The organism is Bradyrhizobium sp. (genome assembly GCF_035935975.1).
In the GTDB taxonomy this organism is placed as follows: domain Bacteria; phylum Pseudomonadota; class Alphaproteobacteria; order Rhizobiales; family Xanthobacteraceae; genus Bradyrhizobium.
In genome coordinates this window covers 197,657-214,440 of record NZ_DASYWN010000030.1, presented here as the reverse complement: position 1 = coordinate 214,440, position 16,784 = coordinate 197,657, and the positions used below count along the sequence as shown (strand labels likewise).

The following is a 16,784-nucleotide window of genomic DNA, read 5'->3' as shown; positions in this document are numbered from 1 at the left end:
TTTTGTAATAAAGGGGCGCGGCGCATGCGGCGGTTTAGCGCATGCCGAAAATCATGGTCTGACAGGAACTTAGCCGGGTTCCCGTAACGGCGTCAGACCGCGCCGTTGGGCCGCTTCAGCTGGCCCTGACGCTGGTGATGAACTCGTCAACTTCCCGCTTCAGGGTCGCGGCCTGCTGCGACAGATCGACGGCGGAATCACGGGCCTCGGCCGCCATGCGACCGGTCTCGGCGGAGGTCGAGGTGATCTGCACGATGTGATTGGAGACATCCAGCGTGCCCTGTGCGGCGTCCTGCGCGCTGCGTGTGATGTCCTGCGTCGCGTTGCGCTGCTGGGCGGTATCGACCTCGATGCCCGACATGATCGACGAGATCTCCGACAGCGTCTTCGAGATGCCATCGATTGCGCCGCGCGTCTCCGCGGTGATGCCCTGGATGCTGGCGACGTGCGAGGTGATCTCTTCGGTGGCCTTGCTGGTCTGGTGCGCGAGGCTTTTCACCTCCGACGCCACCACCGCAAAGCCCTTGCCGGCCTCCCCTGCCCGTGCCGCCTCGATGGTGGCATTGAGCGCGAGAAGGTTGGTCTGCGAGGCGATCGCCTGCACGAGCTGCACGACCTCGCCGATCTTGTCGGCGGCGTCCGACAGCGTGTGGATGGTGTCGCGGCTCTTCTCGGCCTGCGTCGCTGCGCCCTCGGCGCGCTGGGTCGCATCGGTGACGCGGCGGCTGATCGTGCCGATCGAATTCGTCATCTCCTCGGCCGAGCCCGCGACCGTCTGGACGCTGGTGGAGGCCTGGCTTGCCGCACTCGCGACCGCATTGGCCTTGGTGCTGGTGTCGTTGGCCGTCCGCGACAGCGTTTCCGCGTTGCTCTTCAGATGCACGGCCGAGGTCGCCACGCTGTCGACCACGCTGGCGACGAGATCGTTGAAGCGTCTGATCCGGTCGTCGAGGAACTTAGAGCGCTCGGCCTGATGCTGCGCTTCATGCAATTGCTGCTCGGTGAGGCGGCGCCGCTCGAGGCCGCTGGTCTTGAACACCTCCAGCGCACCGGCGAGCAGGCCGATCTCGTTGCTGCCGCCGAGGCCCGGGACGGGCGTCTCGAACTTCTGGTCGGCGACCTCGCGCATGGCATGCACGATCGCGGCCAGGGGATTGAGGATGCCGTTGCGCACCGCGAACCAGGTCGTGATGCAGATCGTAACCGCCACCACGGCGATCACGCCGCACGCCATCAGGAAATAGGAGAACGCGGTCTGCGCCTGCTGATAGATCAGCATCGCATGGTCGCGCGCCGGGCCGTTCAGCGCCGCGAAGTCCGACGACAGGCTGGTGATCTCGTTGTTGAGATAGAGCACCGCCACGAAGCCGGTGCCGCCGCCGATGCCCAGCAGGAATAATAATGCAGCGACGACGGCGCCAACCAGGAAGCGGATCGTCAGATTGCTGTTCGCGAACATCGAGGGACTCAAAGTCTGGAATCAAATCTCGCGACAAGCTTCCAGACAAAGGTCAACAGAGCATGAAACAGGCGGCGCGAGAGGGCCTACGTATCATTACGTAGGCTAGGACGATTTCGCTTCGTCCGACATCAGCGCCGCGAGCCTCGCCTCTTCCTCAGGCGTCAGCGGCGGCGCCGGTAGATCCGCACCGCTTCGCGCGCGCCGGCGGATTTGCAGCCACAGCGCCAGGCCGCCGCCGATCAGCAGCACCGGCGCGAGCAGCCACAACAACATGGTCTGACGCTCGAAACGCGGCTTGAGCAGCACGAATTCGCCATAGCGCGCGACCAGGAAATCGAGCACCTGCGAATTGCTGTCGCCGGCCGCGATCCGCTCGCGCACCAGCAATCGCAGATCGCGCGCCAGCGGCGCATCGGAATCGTCGATCGACTGGTTCTGGCAGACCATGCAGCGCAGCTCGCGCGACAGATCGCGCGCGCGCGCCTCCTTGGCGGGATCGGACATGATCTCGTCGGGCTGCACGGCGTGCGCCGCCGGCAGAGCCAGCAGCATCAGCGCGAGGATCGTGGCCATCATCCGCCGCATCGGATCATTCCGCCGGCTGGAGGCGCTGCTTGGCCCGCGCCGGCTTCGGCGCGCCGACCCGCAGGCGACGGTCGGACAGCGACAGCACGCCGCCGAACGCCATCAGCACCGGTCCCCACCAGATCATGAGCACCAGCGGCTTGTGATAGATGCGCACCGCGATGGCGCCCTCGGCGGTGGCGTCGCCGAGCGAGACGTAGAGCTGGCTCGCGCCGCGCGTCAGCAGCGCGGCCTCGGTGGTCGAGGAGCCGCGCGTGGTAAAGCTGCGCTTCGACGGCGTCATGACGCTGATCTTCTCGCCATCGCGGCTGACGTCGAATTCCGCGATCATCTCGCGGAAGTTCGGGCCCTGGCGCGAGAACAGGCCGTCGAGCTTGAGATCGTAGCCGGCGACATGGGCAACGTCGTTCTGCTTCATCGTCGCGATATATTCGCTGTTCCAGGTGGTCTCGCAGACGATGCCGATCAGCGCGACGCCGAGGCCGGCATGCGCGAACGCGGTGCCCCAGGCCGAGCGCGGCAGGCCGCGCGCGCGATGCAGCGCTGTCGAGAACGGCAGCCGCACGAGACCGGTCCGTTCCACGATGTCGGTGACGGCGCCGGCGATGACGAAGATGCCGAGCCCGATCGCGAGCGGCGCCAGCGTGGCGCCGCCACTCGTCCAGCCCCAGACGATGGCGACCGCAACGAGCCCGGCAACGCCGGCCGCAAGCAAACGCTGCGTCACGCCGAGCAGATCGCCGCGCTTCCAGGCCAGCATCGGCCCGAACGGCACCGCCAGCAGCAGCAGCGTGAACAGCGGCACGAAGGTGAGATTGTAGAACGGCGCGCCGACCGACATCTTGAAATCGGCCAGCACTTCCATCGCCAGCGGATACAGCGTGCCGAACAGCACGACCGCGCAAGCCACCGCCAGCAGCAAATTGTTCAGCACCAGCGCGCCCTCGCGCGAGATCGGCGCGAACAGGCCGCCCTGCTTCAACGATGTCGCGCGGCCCGCGAACAGCGACAGGCTGCCGCCGATGAACAGGCAGAGGATCAGGAGAATGAACACGCCGCGGGTCGGATCGGTGGCGAAGGCGTGCACCGAGGTGATGACGCCGGAGCGCACCAGGAAGGTGCCGAGCAGCGACAGCGAGAAGGTCAGGATCGACAAGAGGATGGTCCAGACCTTGAGCGCGTTGCGCTTCTCCATCACCAGCGCCGAATGCAGCAGCGCGGTGCCGGCCAGCCACGGCATCAGCGAGGCGTTCTCGACCGGATCCCAGAACCACCAGCCGCCCCAGCCGAGCTCGTAATAGGCCCAGTAGGAGCCCATCGCGATGCCCAGCGTCAGGAAGATCCAGGCGACCAGCGTCCACGGCCGCACCCAGCGTGCCCAGGCCGCATCGATCCGCCCCTCCATCAGCGCCGCGATGGCGAAGGAGAACGAGATCGAGAAACCGACATAGCCGAGATAGAGCATCGGCGGATGCACGGCGAGGCCGATGTCCTGCAGCACCGGATTGAGATCGCGCCCCTCGATCGGCGGGTTGAGGATGCGAAGGAACGGATTCGAGGTCATCAGGATGAAGAGATAGAACGCGCTGGCGATCCACGCCTGCACCGCGAGAACATGAGCACGCAGCGACAGCGGCAGATTGTTGCCGAAGGCGGCGACCAAGCCGCCGAACAGCGCCAGGATCGACACCCACAGCAGCATCGAGCCTTCATGGTTTCCCCACACGCCGGTGATCTTGTAGAGCAGCGGCTTCATCGAGTGGGAGTTCTCGTAGACATTGGCGACCGAGAAGTCCGAATTCACGTGCAGCGTCACCAGCGCGATGAACGAGGCGCCGACGAACAGCAACTGGGCCAGCGCGGTCGAGCGCGCCACGTTCATCAGCGCGGCATCCTGCAGGCGTGCGCCGATCAGCGGCACGATGGACTGGATCAGTGCCAAAGCGAGCGCCAGCACCAGCGCGTAATGTCCGGATTCTGCGATCACCGCACGGCTCCCTGCGGATTGCCCTGCGCGGTCGTCGCCGCAGGCTTTGCATCACCAGACGGCTTGGAACCGCCAGAGGCTTGCGCGCCATAATCGTCCTTCCAGTGCCCCTGCTTCTTCAGGGCATCGGCGACGTCCTTGGGCATGTAGGTCTCGTCGTGCTTGGCGAGCACGGTGTCGGCCTTGAACACGCCGTTGGCGTCGAGCGCGCCTTCGGCGACGACGCCCTGCCCTTCGCGGAACAGGTCGGGCAAAATGCCCTTGTAGGCGACCGGCAGTTTTGCGCCGCCGTCGGCAACCTCGAAGGTCACCGCGAGATTGTCGCCGCGCTGGAGCGAGCCGGGCTGCACCAGGCCGCCGAGGCGAAACCGCTTGCCCGGCGCGACGTGCTTCTCGGCAACCATGGTCGGGGTCGAGAAGAACACGATGGAGTCGCGCAAGGCGTTGAGCACCAGCGCGGCCGCGAGCGCGAGCACGGCGAGCGAGCCGCCGATGATGGTCATACGTCGCTGCTTGCGCGTCATGGCGTATCCGTTCCCTGCTCGTCTCGCCGCAAAATCATCATCCGTCGAGTCCGAGCGTCTTGAGGCCTTCGTTGAGCTGCTTCAGCCGTGCGGCATCGTTGGCGACGGCCTGCCGGGCATCGCTCGATGCGCCGACCGCCTTGTCGCGATCGCCCATCACGAGATAGGCGCGAACCAGGCGCAGCCAACCCTCGACGTCGTCGCCGTTCTGCTTGAGGCGCGTGGCGAGACGCTCGACCATGCCGCGAACCATCGCGTTGCGGTCACCCTCGTTCATGTCCCTGGACGCAGCGATGGTCTCGTCCGACAGCGCCGGCATCGTGACGCTGCCGCCGCCGACCCGCGCCAGCGAGGACTGCACGAGGGAACGCCACGGCGCATCCGCCGGCGCCTTCGTCAGCAGCGCGCGCCAGATATTGGCGGCGTCGTCCTTGCGGCCGTCCTGCTCGGCGGCAAGGCCGAGGAAGTAGTTCGCCTTGGGATCATCGGCGTTGAGCGCATGGGCGCGTTCGAACTCGCCCTTGGCCTCGGCGGTCACGACGCCGCCGGCCGCAGCCGACATCGCCTCGCCGAGATCGGACCTGCGCTCGGCGCTCTCGCCGTTATAGGTGAGCGAATTGCGATAGGCGCGCACCGCATCGTCGAAGCGGCCGAGCCGCTCCAGCACCGGCGCCAGCACGTTCCAGCCGCGCCCGTCGGTCGGATTCTTTTCCAGGTGTTGCTCGACCTGCACGACGAGGTTTTCGAGCGATTGCGCCATGCCGGAGCCGGCCCCGCGCTCCCGCTGCGCCAGCGGAAAATCACGCAGCAGGGGCGAACCCAGCGGCATGTAGACGCCGATCGCAACCAGCGGCAGGCCGACGAGCGCCAGCACGGCGGCCGCGCGGCGCCATTTGAGGCTCGATTTCGGCTCCGATACGGGCTCGCTGCCGGCGGCGGCGAGCAGCCGGCGGCTGATCTCGACACGCGCAGCCTCGGCTTCGGGTGCGGCGATCAGTCCTGCGGCGAGATCACGCTCGATCTCGGCCAACTGGTCCTTGTAGACCGCGACCTCGCTGCCCTGGGCTTGCGCGCGTCCACTGCGGCCGAGCGGCAAGAGCACGGCGAAAATCGCCGCGACCGTCATCAGCGCGAACACGAACCATAGCGTCATCTGGCAAGCTTCCGGCAGCGCGCGAACCGCGCCTGTAGGTGGCTTTACACCACGGCCGGACGATGCGGCAATTGACAATTGTCAATTCGGCGCGACCGCTCACAGTCCCGAAACGGTGATAATCCAACGGCTTAGCGGATCTCGAAATCCGCGCTGCGGGCGGCGTCCTCGCCGTGCCCGTTGAACGCCCTGAGGAAGTATGTTCCGGGCTCGATCGCCTCGGGCAATCTGATGCGCACCGCCCCGACCGGAACCGGAGACGCAACCCTGGTGACGGTCTCGGGCAGCTGCCGGCCGCTTGCCTTCTCGACCAGCACGACCTTCGCACCGATCATCAGCCTTTGATACTTGGCAACAATGACCCGGTTTTCAATTTCGATGGAGCTGATAATGGGTTTCATGCGCCCACAGATAGAAATTCCAAAAACTTGCACGGCGACCGTAGGGCTCGCCACCGGCAGCGTCAACCTCAAATTGTGATCACGAAAATATGCGACTGAATCAGCTTGCGCGCGACGATTTGCGCTCGCCCGTGACGGCGTTGTCCGCGGCACGGCTCATCAGCGAGGCGTAATCGTCGCCGAACAGCACCTGGCAGAACCGGATTGCGGCCTGCATCTGCTGTTGCCGGTAGATGCGGACCTTGTGATCGGCGACGCGCAGCGACTGCACCAGCTGTTCGGTCGAGCGCTCGACATATTGCTGGAGGTCGGAATAGGTACGCAGCGTCACCTCGTTGATCGCGAGCTCACTGGCGTAGTTGCGGCAGGTCGCGACGAAATCGATCAGCGCCGCGGTTTCCTCGACCTCGGTGCTGTCGATCTGCGCGCCCGGCGGAATGTCTTTCTCGGCGCGCTGGCGCAGGATGCGGCGCACGCGGCCGGGAACGCTGTCGATCTCGGATTGCAGCGCGTTGGAGATGTCGGCCCGGATCGAGGTCAGCTGCTTGCCCCAGGCAGAATCGTTGCGCAGGTCGAGTTCCGTGCGCAGGCCGCGCACGCCGTCATGCAGCGACTTGAGATTGTCGGCAACGGTCTCGAAATGCCCGCGCTTGATGTCCATGCGCAGGATCGCGGCCACGCATGACAGATCATGCAGGGCGATCGTGACGGCCACGCCATAAGGCGTCGCCGCGACGCGGATCTCGTCGTCGGAGGCGGCAATCTTGATCGCAAGGCGAATGATCTGCCAACGCGCGGTCATGCGCTGCACGACGATCGACAGCGCGAAGGGCAGCATCTGCGGCGTCTGCAGAACGGGAATGTTGAGCGCCTGCGTCACCGAGGCGATCTGGGGCTCGCCGAAGGTGCGCAGGAAGCGCGGCAGCTTCTCGTTCAGGGTGGCGATGGCTTCGCGGACCTGGAGCACGGCCCCGATCGAATAGAGATCCTCGATCACACTGGGCGGGCCGACGCGGGCGAGCGCACGCGACTTGTCGCCACCACCAGGCCCCGTCAGTGCGAGAATGGCATCGGCGGCCACCACCTGGAGCTTTTGCGCGAGCGCCTCGACCTGGCCGGCACTGTCCACCGGCATGCGCGCCAGCGCCGCTTCGAATTCGGTCACCTTCTCCGGAGCACCGTCACGGCCGAGCCATTGCCAGATCGGCTGAAGCGAGGCGCGCCGGATCTGTCCGACCCGCATCGGGGCGCCCGCCTCGACCAGGAACGGTTCCAGCACCTGGAACAGCAACCGGGACAAATCGTCCGTGCGCGGCGGCTGGGCTTCGTCGGCTTCGGCCTTGCGCACGATCTTGCGCAGCTGCTCGAGCACGAGGGTCGCCACGGCCGTGTCCTGGCCGCGTTCGAGCGCGCGCTCGAACTCCCGCATCAGCAGCGCCTGCGACTGCGGCGGGAGCTGCGCGAGATATTCCCTCAGCCGCTCGATCGATGTCTGGCTCATGCGCCCGGGTAATGCACGGTAAGGTGGCGGACGTAGGATGCGTCCGGGCGCGATCATAGGTGGTTGCGCCTTAAGAAGCCGTTGAGGACGTTGCCTCGAATGCCCCCGTTTTGCTCCGGATCGGCATCCCGCGGGCCAAATAACCCTTTGGGAACAGAGGATTATATTCCGGGGAGCACAAGTTCGGCCCGCAGGCCTCCGATCGGGGCGCCACTGAGCGAGAGGCTGCCACCATAGAGTGCGGCCAGGTCGGTCACGATGGACAGGCCGAGCCCCGAGCCGGGCTTGGACTCATCCAGCCGCTGGCCGCGCCGGGAGACCTGGGCGCGCTCGGCCTCCGACAGGCCGCGGCCGTCGTCGTCGACCAGGATCCGCAGCCGCGGGCCGGCCCCCGCCTGCTGTGGCGGCTCCACCAGAACCTCGATGAAGACGCGCGAGGCCGCCCATTTGCAGGCATTGTCGACGAGATTGCCGACCATCTCTTCCAGATCCTGCCGCTCGCCCCGGAATTTCGCCGACGGATCGGCCTTGGCCTCGACCATGATGCCGCGGTCGCGGTGGATCTTCTCCATGGTCCGCCGCAGCGCCTCGATGGCGGGCGCGACCTCCGTCACGGTCGCGACGATCGAGACCCGCGCAGCAATCCGCGCCCGCTCCAGATGATGGGCGAGCTGGTCGCGCATCACGTCCGCCTGCTCCATCACCTTGGCCGCGAACGGCTCGGCAGCGTGGCTGCCGGCCTCGTTCACGATCACGGAGAGCGGCGTCTTGATCGCATGGGCGAGATTGCCGACATGGGTGCGCGCGCGCTCGACGATCTCGCGATTGGCGTCGATCAGCGCATTGGTCTCGCGCGCCAGCGGCGCGATCTCGACCGGGAATTCGCCCTCGAGCCGCTCAGCCCGCCCCGAACGGATGTCGGCAATGGACTCCGAGATGCGCTTGAGCGGCGCGAGGCCGTAGCGGACCTGGAACACGGTGGTCAGCAGCAGCACGATGCCGAGCGCGGTGAAGGTGCCGCCGAGGTAGTAATCGAAGCTGCGCGTCTCGTCGAAGATCTCGGTGTCGTCGCCGGCGACACTGACGAGGAATTTGCCGTCGGCGCCGAGATCGACGGGCCGCTCGACCATGCGCAGATTCTGCCCCTCGGGCCCGTCGACATAGGCAAGCCGGATGCCGGCCGCGGTGAGCTCGGCACCCTGCTCCTCCAGCTTCGGCAGCTTCTTGTCCCAGAGCGAGCGCGAGGAGCGCACCTCCGGCTTCTCGGTGTCGGTGCGCGTGATCTGCCAGTACCAGCCGGACAGCGGCAGCTCGAACAACGGCTCGCCGAGCGACTGGAACTGGCGGTCCGGCGGCTCGTCGGGGGTCGCAACCTCGGCAATGAGGGTGCGGAGATAAAGATTGAGCCGGCGGTCGAAAGCGCGCTCGGTGGCGTTCTTGTAGACCGACGACAGCACCACGCCGGTGATCGCCAGGATCACCACGAGCCAGGCCGTCGCCGACAGGAACAGGCGGTTGGCAAGCGAGCTGGCGGGCATCGGAATGATCCCGGGGGCGCGAGGTGGCATGGCGTCGGCGGTCATAACCGGACCAAGGCCCCTGTTCGGCCGCCCGTCAAGCCCGACAGGGCGCTCAGGCGCCCGGCGCGGGCGGCGGGGTCAGGAGATAGCCGAGGCCGCGGACGGTCTGGATGATGTCGACGTCGAGCTTCTTGCGGATGCGGCCGACGAAGACCTCGATCGTGTTGGAGTCGCGGTCAAAATCCTGGTCGTAGAGATGCTCGACCAGCTCGGTACGCGACACGACGCGCCCGGAATGGTGCATCAGGTAGGCCAGAAGCCGATATTCGTGCGAGGTCATCTTGACCGGATTGCCTGACACGCTGACCCGGCCGGTCCGGGTGTCGAGCGTGACCGGACCGCAGCTGAGTTCGCTCTGGGCATGGCCGGCGGAGCGGCGCAGCAGCGCTCGGATGCGTGCCAGCACCTCCTCGAGGTGAAACGGTTTGGCGACATAGTCGTCGGCGCCGGCGTCGAAACCCTGCACCTTGTCGCTCCAGCGGTCGCGCGCGGTGAGGATCAAGACCGGCATGGTGCGACCGTTGCGGCGCCAGGCCTCCAGCACCGAGATGCCGTCCTTCTTGGGCAGGCCGATGTCGAGCACCACGGCATCGTAGGGCTCGTTGTCGCCGAGATAATGTCCCTCCTCGCCGTCGAAGGCGCGGTCGACGACGTAGCCGGCGTCCGTCAGCGCCTTGGTGAGCTGGCGATTGAGATCGGGGTCGTCCTCAACAACAAGCAGGCGCACGCTTCTCTCCAAATATAGGCTGCACGAACACCGCCATAGATGAGCAATTCCGGCGTGAACTGAATATGAACGCCGGGAACCGGCCTGCGTTACTTTTTTGTCATTTACGATTTGTCGGCCGCAAACGCGACTGCGCCCGCCAGGCCAGCGGACGAGCCGCGGCATGGCGGGCGCAGTGTGCCGCGTACTGCGGCGAGTCGGAAGGTCCGCCCTTCCCGCTAATTCGGCGTCAGGTCCGGAAGAACACGAACCAGATGACGGCAAGGATCAGAATCGCGAGCCCGGTCGAGATGGCGAGGAGAGCTGCCACCGACGGCCCAGGTTCGCCCTGGCGCGCCTCGGTTGCGGTCTCGACGATCTGATCGTGCTCTCGCGTGGCTGCCATGATGCCCTCAATCCTTGCGTGTCGCCTCCGATGACCGCGACCTCCTCGCGGCCTTGTGTCCTGAGCCAACGCCCGATCCGATATGATGTTCCGGCATTTGCCCACCGGATCGGGCCGAACCGCACGGTCAGCGACTGGTTAACGCAGTTGCAAGAATCCGCACTGAGCCGTGTATGATTCGGTGTTCCCCGATGGTACTATTGTCAGCTGTCCCCGTTGCGTTTGGAGTAGCCCATGGCCCCCCGCGCCAATTGGAAGGGTTTTCTGCGTCTGTCGCTCGTGACCTGCCCGGTCGCGCTGTATCCGGCCACTTCGGATACGGAGAAGGTCTCGTTCAACCAGATCAACCGCAAGACCGGCCACCGGATCAAGTATCTCAAGGTCGACGCCGAGACCGGCGACGAGGTGACCTCCGAGGACATCGTCAAGGGCTACAAGGTCGACACCGACACCTATATCGAGGTCACCAAGGACGAGCTCGACGACATTGCGCTCGACTCCACGCACACGATCGAGATCGACGAGTTCGTGCCGAAGGCCGACATCGACAACCGCTATCTGATCCGCCCCTATTACCTCGTGCCCGACGGCAAGGTCGGCCATGACGCCTATGCGGTGATCCGCGAAACCATCCGCAGCATGGACAAGGTCGCGATCGGCCGCGTGGTGCTGACCAACCGCGAGCACATCATTGCGCTCGAACCGCTCGAGAGCGGCCTGATGGGCACGCTGCTGCGCTACCCCTACGAGGTCCGCAGCGAGAGCGAATATTTCGACGACATCCAGGACGTGAAGCTGACCAAGGACATGCTCGACCTGGCCAAGCACATCGTCGAGAAGAAGTCCGGCGCGTTCGAGCCCGAGCTGTTCGAGGATCATTACGAGACCGCGCTGATCGACCTCATCAACAAGAAGCGCTCGGGCGCGCCGATCGCCGCGAAGTCCACGCCGAAGACCGGCGGCAACGTCATCAACCTGATGGACGCGCTGAAGAAGAGCATCGCGAACGAGAAGGACGCTGCTCCCGCGGCGAAGGTTGCCAAGGAGACCGTCAAGGCCAAGAAGCCGAAGAAGCGCGTCGAGGGCCAGCGCGAGATGCTGCTGCCGATCTCCGGCAAGGGCGGCAAGGATGCCGCGGCGAAAGCGGCTCCGAAGAAGGCAGACAAGCCGGTGCGCGCCCCGGCGCGGGCGAAGAAGGCTGGCTAGTAGAATACGCCGCTCGATTGCACCGTGATCTTTCCCCTCGCCGACCGGCCGGCCTGAGATGCCCTGGTCGGCGGCATTCGACGATCCCATCTCCTTGCGCGACGGGCGCAAGCTGCGGACGCTGCAGCAGGCCGCCGATCATATCATGCAACTGCCCGAGGACGCGCAGCACGCGAGCCATTGGCAGACCGCGGTCGAAACCCTGATCAATGCGGCCGAAACCGGCGGCGGCTGGATGCTGTTCGCCCGCATCGCGATGTTGCGGGCACTCAACGCGGACGCCGGTCGCAAATAGGCCGTGCGCGGCATTGGCGTTGCGGAGCTGACTGTCCTTCACCGCCCCATAGCCTCAACAATTCGTTAAGCCGCAGCGTTGTCTTCAGCGCCAGCCGCGCGGCGCTACGTAGTCCTACGGAAGACAAAATTAACTGTCGATTCCCATTGCCTGCAACAAGGTCGCGCTCTCGATTGAACCCAGGGGTTGCACGCCGTGCAGCAGCTTGACGCCAGGAAAAACTATATCGGCCTCGTCAGCGACGCGACGGAAGACAAGCGTCTTACCGATAGCGCTGCGCAGGCACGACCGCGCGTCATGAACTATCTGGTCGGGCGCCTTGCAGCAGCGCTGAAGCGGCCGGGCAAGGCCAAAGTCGCGATCAAGCCCTGAGCGGACCACCCGTTAAATCCGGCTCAATTGGGTGACGAAACCTTAAGTCAACAAATGGCAGCATATAAGAGCCGAGGCCGGGACCATTCCCGCCCGCACTTTGGCGCGTGCTCGCCGCAAAATGTTAGTGAATCAATTTACCAATCCGAAAACGGCACCAGCCTACGTTGGACGGATGAACAGGAGTTGACGATGGCCTTCTTGCTCAGGTCCTTCCTCGCCGATGAACGTGCAACCACCGCTATCGAATATGCCCTGATCGCCGCCGGCATCGCGCTCGCGATCGTCACCATCGTGAACAACACGGGCAGCGCCCTCCTGAACAACAAGTTCAACTCGATCGACGCCGCCACGAAGTAAGCGGCATATCCGGCCGGCAGGTCTGCGGACAGCGCAGACCATGATCTGGGTCAAAAGCATCGGGACAACGACGGTTAAGCATGGAGGCCGAGCCCTCCCTCTGCTGGCCTGTCCATGCATCCTGACCTTCCCCACTCCCAACTGAAAGTCCGCCGCGTCCGGCTTGATACGGGCCGCGAGAACGTCGTCGTCATCTCCAGGCAATCGAAGGCGCTGCGCGCCGAGATCTTTCGCGGCTTCAGCCGCGTCGAGCTCCGTCTCAATGGCAAGGTGCTGCTTGCGACCCTGCTGATCACCGACGACGACACGCTGGCGGCGCAGGACGAGATCGGCCTCTCCGAGCCCGCATTCCGCCGTTTCGCCGAACCGGTCGGCACGCTCGTCACGGTGACGCCCGCCTCGCCGCCGGAAAGCCTGGAAGCAGTGCGCGCGAAGATCCGCGGGCGAACCCTGAGCCAGGCCGAGATCGGCGCGATCATCAACGACCTCGCGCATTATCGCTACTCCGACATGGAGATCGCCGCCTTCCTGATCGGCTCGGCGAGCTTCATCACCAGCGACGAACTTCTCGCGCTCACCGGTGCGATGGCGCAGGCCGGCACGCAACTGGTCTGGCCCGACCCTGTCGTCGTCGACAAGCACTGCATCGGCGGCATTCCCGGCAATCGCACCTCGATGGTGGTGGTGCCGATCGTTGCCGCGCACGGCCTGCCGATCCCCAAGACCTCCTCGCGCGCCATCACCTCGCCCGCCGGCACCGCCGACACGATGGAGGTCCTGGCGCGGGTGAATGTCGGCGTGGAGGAGATGAAGGCGATCGTCTCGGCCTGTAGCGGCTGCCTGATCTGGGGCGGGCACGTGAATCTGTCGCCCGCCGACGACGTGCTGATCTCGGTCGAGCGCCCGCTCAGCCTCGATACCCGCGAGCAGATGGTCGCCTCCATCATGTCCAAGAAGATCGCCGCCGGCTCGACGCATCTGTTGATCGACATTCCGGTCGGGCCGACCGCGAAGGTCACCGGCGCCGTCGAGGCGATGCGGCTGCGGAAGCTGTTCGAATTCGTCGGCGACCGCTTCGGCCGCAGCGTCGAGGTGATCACGACCGATGGAAGCCAGCCGATCGGCAACGGCATCGGCCCGGTGCTCGAGGCCAATGACGTGATGGCCGTGCTCGGCAACGACAAGGATGCACCGCGGGACCTGCGCGAGAAATCGCTGCGGCTCGCCGCCCATCTGCTGGAATACGATCCGAAGCTGCGCGGCGGCGCCGGCTATGCGCGGGCGCGCGAGCTGCTCGACAGCGGCGCGGCGCTGAAGCAGATGCAGAAGATCATCGACGCCCAGGGCCCCTCGACATGCAGCACCGAGCTGGGCTCGCTCAGCTTCGACGTCAAGGCGGCGCATGACGGCACGGTATCGGCGATCGACTGCCTGCGCCTCAATCGCCTCGCCCGCACCGCCGGCGCACCGCTCGACAAGGGCGCCGGCATCCGCCTGTTCAAGAAGATCGGCGACCGTGTCGAACAGGGCGAGCCGCTCTACCGCGTCTACGCCTTCGACCGGCCCGAACATGATCTGGCGGCGTCCGCGGCCGCGGCGGACAACGGCTACGCCGTCAACGGTCACGACGTCCCCCGGGGCAAGCGTGCATCGTGAGCACGATCGCACTCCAGACCCTGCCGTTCGGCACCGACGCGGCGCAGCGGCTCGCGGCGCGCCTCGGCGTTGCCTGCGACGAGATCGCCCTGCACCGTTTTCCGGATGGCGAGCTGCGCGTCACCGTCGCGCCGGCGGCGGAGACCACCATTCTCTACGCCGCGCTCGATCAGCCCAACGACAAGCTGATCGCGCTGCTGTTCGCCGCCGAGGCGCTGCGACGCGGCGGCACGAGGCGGCTGGTGCTGGTCGCGCCCTATCTCTGCTACATGCGGCAGGACATCGCGTTTCATGCGGGCGAGGCCGTCAGCCAGCACGCCATGGGTACGCTGCTTGCGACGATCGTGGACCGCGTCGTCACCGTGGATGCGCATCTGCATCGCACCCATGACATCGGCGCCGTGTTTCCCGGCATCGAGGCCGAGAACCTGTCCGCGATGCCGGCGATTGCCGGCGCGCTGGCCAGGTCCGGCACCGACCCCGCGACCGTCGTGATCGGCCCCGATGCCGAGTCCGAGCCCTGGGTCAAGGACCTCGCGGGGCGGCTGGGCTTGCAGCACACGGTTGCGCGGAAGACGCGACGCGGCGATCGCTCGGTAGAGATCGATTTTGCCGACGCGGCCCTGCTCGCAGGCCGGCCCGCGCTGCTGGTCGACGACATCGTCTCCTCCGGGACGACGCTGATGGTCGCGGCGAAGACATTGCGCGCGATGGGCGCAAGCGCCGTCGATTCCGTCGTGACTCACGCGCTGTTTCCGCCTGCGATGATCGCGGCATTCACCGACGCCGGCATCCGCTCGATTCGCTCGAGCGACAGCGTGCCGCATCCGACCAACGCGATCGCACTCGACGACATGCTCGCCGCGACCCTCGCGCGCGAGTTCAACCCGACACTTCCGCCGGAGACCACGACATGAGCGTGACCGTTCGATTTTGCGGCGCCGCCCGCACCGTGACCGGCTCGAGCTATTTGTTCCAGACCGCGACCGGGCGCTTCCTGGTCGATTGCGGCCTGTTCCAGGGACAGAAGACGCTCAAGCAACTCAATTACGGCGCCTTCCCGTTCCGTCCCGCCGACATCCAGGCGGTGCTGCTGACGCATGCCCATATCGACCACAGCGGCCTGCTGCCGAAGCTCGTGCGCGAGGGTTTTGCCGGACCGATCCTGGCGACGCGCGGCACCATCGACCTCTGCTCCTGGATGCTGCCGGACGCCGGGAGCATCCAGGAATCGGAGGTCGCGCAGCTCAACCGGCGCAGCGCGGCGCGCCGACAGAAGGAAGTCGCGCCGATCTACACCCAGGCCGACGCGACCGCATCGCTGCAATCGTTCCGTCCTGTCGACTATGAGCGCTGGGCCGACGTGATCCCCGGCGTTCGCGCGCGCTACTGGAATGCCGGCCACCTGCTCGGCTCCGCCTCGATCGAACTCGAGTTCGACCAGGCCGGCCGGGAGCGCCCGTTACGCGTGCTGCTCTCCGGCGACGTCGGACCGGAGGCAAAACTGCTGCAGCCCGATCCGCAGGCGCCTTCCGACCTCGACTACGTCATCTGCGAATCCACCTATGGCGACCGTGTCCGCGCCGCCACCTCGCCCGAGCAGCGCCGGCAGCATCTCGCCAGCGAGATCCGCGAAGCCGCCGCCGCGCGGGGCGCGCTGCTGATCCCGGCCTTCGCGGTCGAGCGGACGCAGGAGCTGATCGTCGACATCGTCCACCTGATGGAGCGCGGCGAAGTTCCGGCTGCGCCGATCTTCCTGGATTCTCCGCTCGCGATCCATGCGACCGAGGTCTTCCGTCAGCACGCAGCCAGCCTCGATCCCGACGTCGACGTCGATCGCCTGCTCAACTCGCCACATCTCAAATTCACCGAGACGGTCGCCGAGAGCAAGGCGATCATGCGCCTGACCGGTTTCCACATCATCATCGCCGCCAGCGGCATGTGCGATGCGGGCCGCATCCGCCATCACCTCAAGCGCTGGCTGTGGAACGAGCGCGCGACCGTTCTGCTCTCCGGCTTCCAGGCGCACGGCACGCTCGGCCGCTTCCTGCAGGAGGGCGCCAAGGCCGTGCGGATCCAGGGCGAGGAGATCAGGGTCGCCGCGCGCATCCGCATGATCGACGAATATTCCGGACATGCCGACGCCGTCGGCATCGCGGGCTGGATCGCGGCGCGCCGCCCGATCGCGCGCGGCCTGTTCCTCACTCATGGCGAGCAGGATGCGATCGCGGGCCTCGCCGAACGGCTGTCGGAACGCATTGTTCCGGCCGCAAAGATCTATCAACCCGTGCTGGACGACATCTACGAGCTCGCGGCGGCCGAGCCCCGCGTCCTCGACGTCGACCACCGCCGCCGCCTCGCGCCCGAGGCCGTCACGCATCTGGACTGGCACAACGAGATGTCGGAGCTGGTGCTCGACATCAGCGACAAGGTCGCAGCCGCCGCCGACGACCGCGCCCGCGGCGTCATCATCCGCAGGCTGCAGCGGGCATTGCAGGAGACGGAGTAGCCGGAAGGCGGGCGACGTTGGCCTTGCTCCGACCCGTTGGCTCCATCCAGCCTACGGTGCTATGAAGGGCCGGACCAAAAC

At 66.1% G+C, this 16,784-nt stretch carries 17 protein-coding genes; 7 read left to right on the top strand and 10 right to left on the bottom strand.

Annotation, left to right across the window (positions count from 1 at the left end):
• Positions 1-115: 115 nt before the first annotated feature.
• From VGR99_RS16900 to VGR99_RS16855, 10 genes are all read right to left on the bottom strand, one after another.
• Positions 116-1,459: a methyl-accepting chemotaxis protein gene (locus VGR99_RS16900; protein WP_326899751.1), complete on the bottom strand. Its 1,344-nt coding sequence runs from the start codon at positions 1,457-1,459 to the stop codon at positions 116-118.
• A gap of 105 nt (positions 1,460-1,564) precedes the next feature.
• Positions 1,565-2,047 carry a cytochrome c-type biogenesis protein gene (locus VGR99_RS16895; protein ID WP_326899750.1) on the bottom strand — a complete coding sequence of 161 codons (483 nt, stop codon included), beginning with the start codon at positions 2,045-2,047 and terminating at the stop codon, positions 1,565-1,567.
• 4 nt (positions 2,048-2,051) lie between these two features.
• Positions 2,052-4,034, bottom strand: a complete 1,983-nt coding sequence (locus VGR99_RS16890) for a heme lyase CcmF/NrfE family subunit (RefSeq protein ID WP_326899748.1) — start codon at positions 4,032-4,034, stop codon at positions 2,052-2,054.
• Complete coding sequence (ccmE, locus tag VGR99_RS16885) at positions 4,031-4,558, bottom strand: cytochrome c maturation protein CcmE (RefSeq protein ID WP_326899746.1); 528 nt, start codon at positions 4,556-4,558, stop codon at positions 4,031-4,033. The genes VGR99_RS16890 and ccmE overlap by 4 nt, the downstream gene beginning before the upstream one ends.
• Positions 4,559-4,595: 37 nt before the next feature.
• Positions 4,596-5,711: a c-type cytochrome biogenesis protein CcmI gene (gene ccmI, locus VGR99_RS16880; protein WP_326899745.1), complete on the bottom strand. Its 1,116-nt coding sequence runs from the start codon at positions 5,709-5,711 to the stop codon at positions 4,596-4,598.
• A 131-nt stretch (positions 5,712-5,842) separates the two neighbouring features.
• Positions 5,843-6,112 (bottom strand): hypothetical protein, encoded by a 270-nt coding sequence (locus VGR99_RS16875; protein WP_326899743.1) that lies wholly within the window; start codon positions 6,110-6,112, stop codon positions 5,843-5,845.
• Between the two features lie 100 nt (positions 6,113-6,212).
• The gene (locus tag VGR99_RS16870) at positions 6,213-7,613 is read right to left on the bottom strand and encodes a hypothetical protein (RefSeq protein WP_326899742.1); all 1,401 of its coding nucleotides are present in this window, start codon (positions 7,611-7,613) and stop codon (positions 6,213-6,215) included.
• Between the two features lie 161 nt (positions 7,614-7,774).
• Positions 7,775-9,151, bottom strand: coding sequence for a sensor histidine kinase (locus VGR99_RS16865; RefSeq protein ID WP_326899741.1), 1,377 nt, complete (start codon positions 9,149-9,151; stop codon positions 7,775-7,777).
• Positions 9,152-9,245: 94 nt separating this feature from the next.
• The gene (locus VGR99_RS16860; RefSeq protein WP_211387494.1) at positions 9,246-9,920 is read right to left on the bottom strand and encodes a response regulator transcription factor; all 675 of its coding nucleotides are present in this window, start codon (positions 9,918-9,920) and stop codon (positions 9,246-9,248) included.
• A gap of 229 nt (positions 9,921-10,149) precedes the next feature.
• Positions 10,150-10,305 (bottom strand): hypothetical protein, encoded by a 156-nt coding sequence (locus tag VGR99_RS16855; RefSeq protein WP_254117740.1) that lies wholly within the window; start codon positions 10,303-10,305, stop codon positions 10,150-10,152.
• A gap of 234 nt (positions 10,306-10,539) precedes the next feature.
• Here VGR99_RS16855 and VGR99_RS16850 point away from each other — a divergent pair, with 234 nt between their 5' ends.
• The 7 genes from VGR99_RS16850 (at position 10,540) to VGR99_RS16820 (ending at position 16,703) form a co-directional block, all read left to right on the top strand.
• Positions 10,540-11,511 (top strand): Ku protein, encoded by a 972-nt coding sequence (locus VGR99_RS16850; RefSeq protein ID WP_326899735.1) that lies wholly within the window; start codon positions 10,540-10,542, stop codon positions 11,509-11,511.
• Between the two features lie 58 nt (positions 11,512-11,569).
• Positions 11,570-11,806 (top strand): hypothetical protein, encoded by a 237-nt coding sequence (locus tag VGR99_RS16845; RefSeq protein ID WP_326899733.1) that lies wholly within the window; start codon positions 11,570-11,572, stop codon positions 11,804-11,806.
• A gap of 195 nt (positions 11,807-12,001) precedes the next feature.
• Entirely contained in the window at positions 12,002-12,178 is a 177-nt protein-coding gene (locus VGR99_RS16840; RefSeq protein WP_326899732.1) for a hypothetical protein, read from the top strand.
• 192 nt (positions 12,179-12,370) lie between these two features.
• Positions 12,371-12,538, top strand: coding sequence for a Flp family type IVb pilin (locus VGR99_RS16835; protein ID WP_326899731.1), 168 nt, complete (start codon positions 12,371-12,373; stop codon positions 12,536-12,538).
• A gap of 114 nt (positions 12,539-12,652) precedes the next feature.
• Positions 12,653-14,194 carry a thymidine phosphorylase family protein gene (locus VGR99_RS16830; protein WP_326899730.1) on the top strand — a complete coding sequence of 514 codons (1,542 nt, stop codon included), beginning with the start codon at positions 12,653-12,655 and terminating at the stop codon, positions 14,192-14,194.
• Positions 14,191-15,111 (top strand): ribose-phosphate pyrophosphokinase, encoded by a 921-nt coding sequence (locus tag VGR99_RS16825; RefSeq protein ID WP_326899729.1) that lies wholly within the window; start codon positions 14,191-14,193, stop codon positions 15,109-15,111. The genes VGR99_RS16830 and VGR99_RS16825 overlap by 4 nt, the downstream gene beginning before the upstream one ends.
• Positions 15,108-16,703: an MBL fold metallo-hydrolase gene (locus tag VGR99_RS16820; protein ID WP_326899728.1), complete on the top strand. Its 1,596-nt coding sequence runs from the start codon at positions 15,108-15,110 to the stop codon at positions 16,701-16,703. The genes VGR99_RS16825 and VGR99_RS16820 overlap by 4 nt, the downstream gene beginning before the upstream one ends.
• The last annotated feature ends 81 nt before the right edge of the window (positions 16,704-16,784 follow it).

Bases quoted from the DNA above. Each gene is read 5' to 3' on its own strand.
- VGR99_RS16870 (WP_326899742.1), bottom strand. From the start codon at position 7,613: ATGAGCCAGACATCGATCGAGCGGCTGAGGGAATATCTCGCGCAGCTC.
- ccmI (WP_326899745.1), bottom strand. From the start codon at position 5,711: ATGACGCTATGGTTCGTGTTCGCGCTGATGACGGTCGCGGCGATTTTC.
- VGR99_RS16830 (WP_326899730.1), top strand. From the start codon at position 12,653: ATGCATCCTGACCTTCCCCACTCCCAACTGAAAGTCCGCCGCGTCCGG.
- VGR99_RS16820 (WP_326899728.1), top strand. From the start codon at position 15,108: ATGAGCGTGACCGTTCGATTTTGCGGCGCCGCCCGCACCGTGACCGGC.
- VGR99_RS16835 (WP_326899731.1), top strand. From the start codon at position 12,371: ATGGCCTTCTTGCTCAGGTCCTTCCTCGCCGATGAACGTGCAACCACC.
- VGR99_RS16895 (WP_326899750.1), bottom strand. From the start codon at position 2,047: ATGCGGCGGATGATGGCCACGATCCTCGCGCTGATGCTGCTGGCTCTG.
- VGR99_RS16875 (WP_326899743.1), bottom strand. From the start codon at position 6,112: ATGAAACCCATTATCAGCTCCATCGAAATTGAAAACCGGGTCATTGTT.
- ccmE (WP_326899746.1), bottom strand. From the start codon at position 4,558: ATGACGCGCAAGCAGCGACGTATGACCATCATCGGCGGCTCGCTCGCC.
- VGR99_RS16845 (WP_326899733.1), top strand. From the start codon at position 11,570: ATGCCCTGGTCGGCGGCATTCGACGATCCCATCTCCTTGCGCGACGGG.
- VGR99_RS16865 (WP_326899741.1), bottom strand. From the start codon at position 9,151: ATGCCCGCCAGCTCGCTTGCCAACCGCCTGTTCCTGTCGGCGACGGCC.
- VGR99_RS16850 (WP_326899735.1), top strand. From the start codon at position 10,540: ATGGCCCCCCGCGCCAATTGGAAGGGTTTTCTGCGTCTGTCGCTCGTG.
- VGR99_RS16855 (WP_254117740.1), bottom strand. From the start codon at position 10,305: ATGGCAGCCACGCGAGAGCACGATCAGATCGTCGAGACCGCAACCGAG.
- VGR99_RS16900 (WP_326899751.1), bottom strand. From the start codon at position 1,459: ATGTTCGCGAACAGCAATCTGACGATCCGCTTCCTGGTTGGCGCCGTC.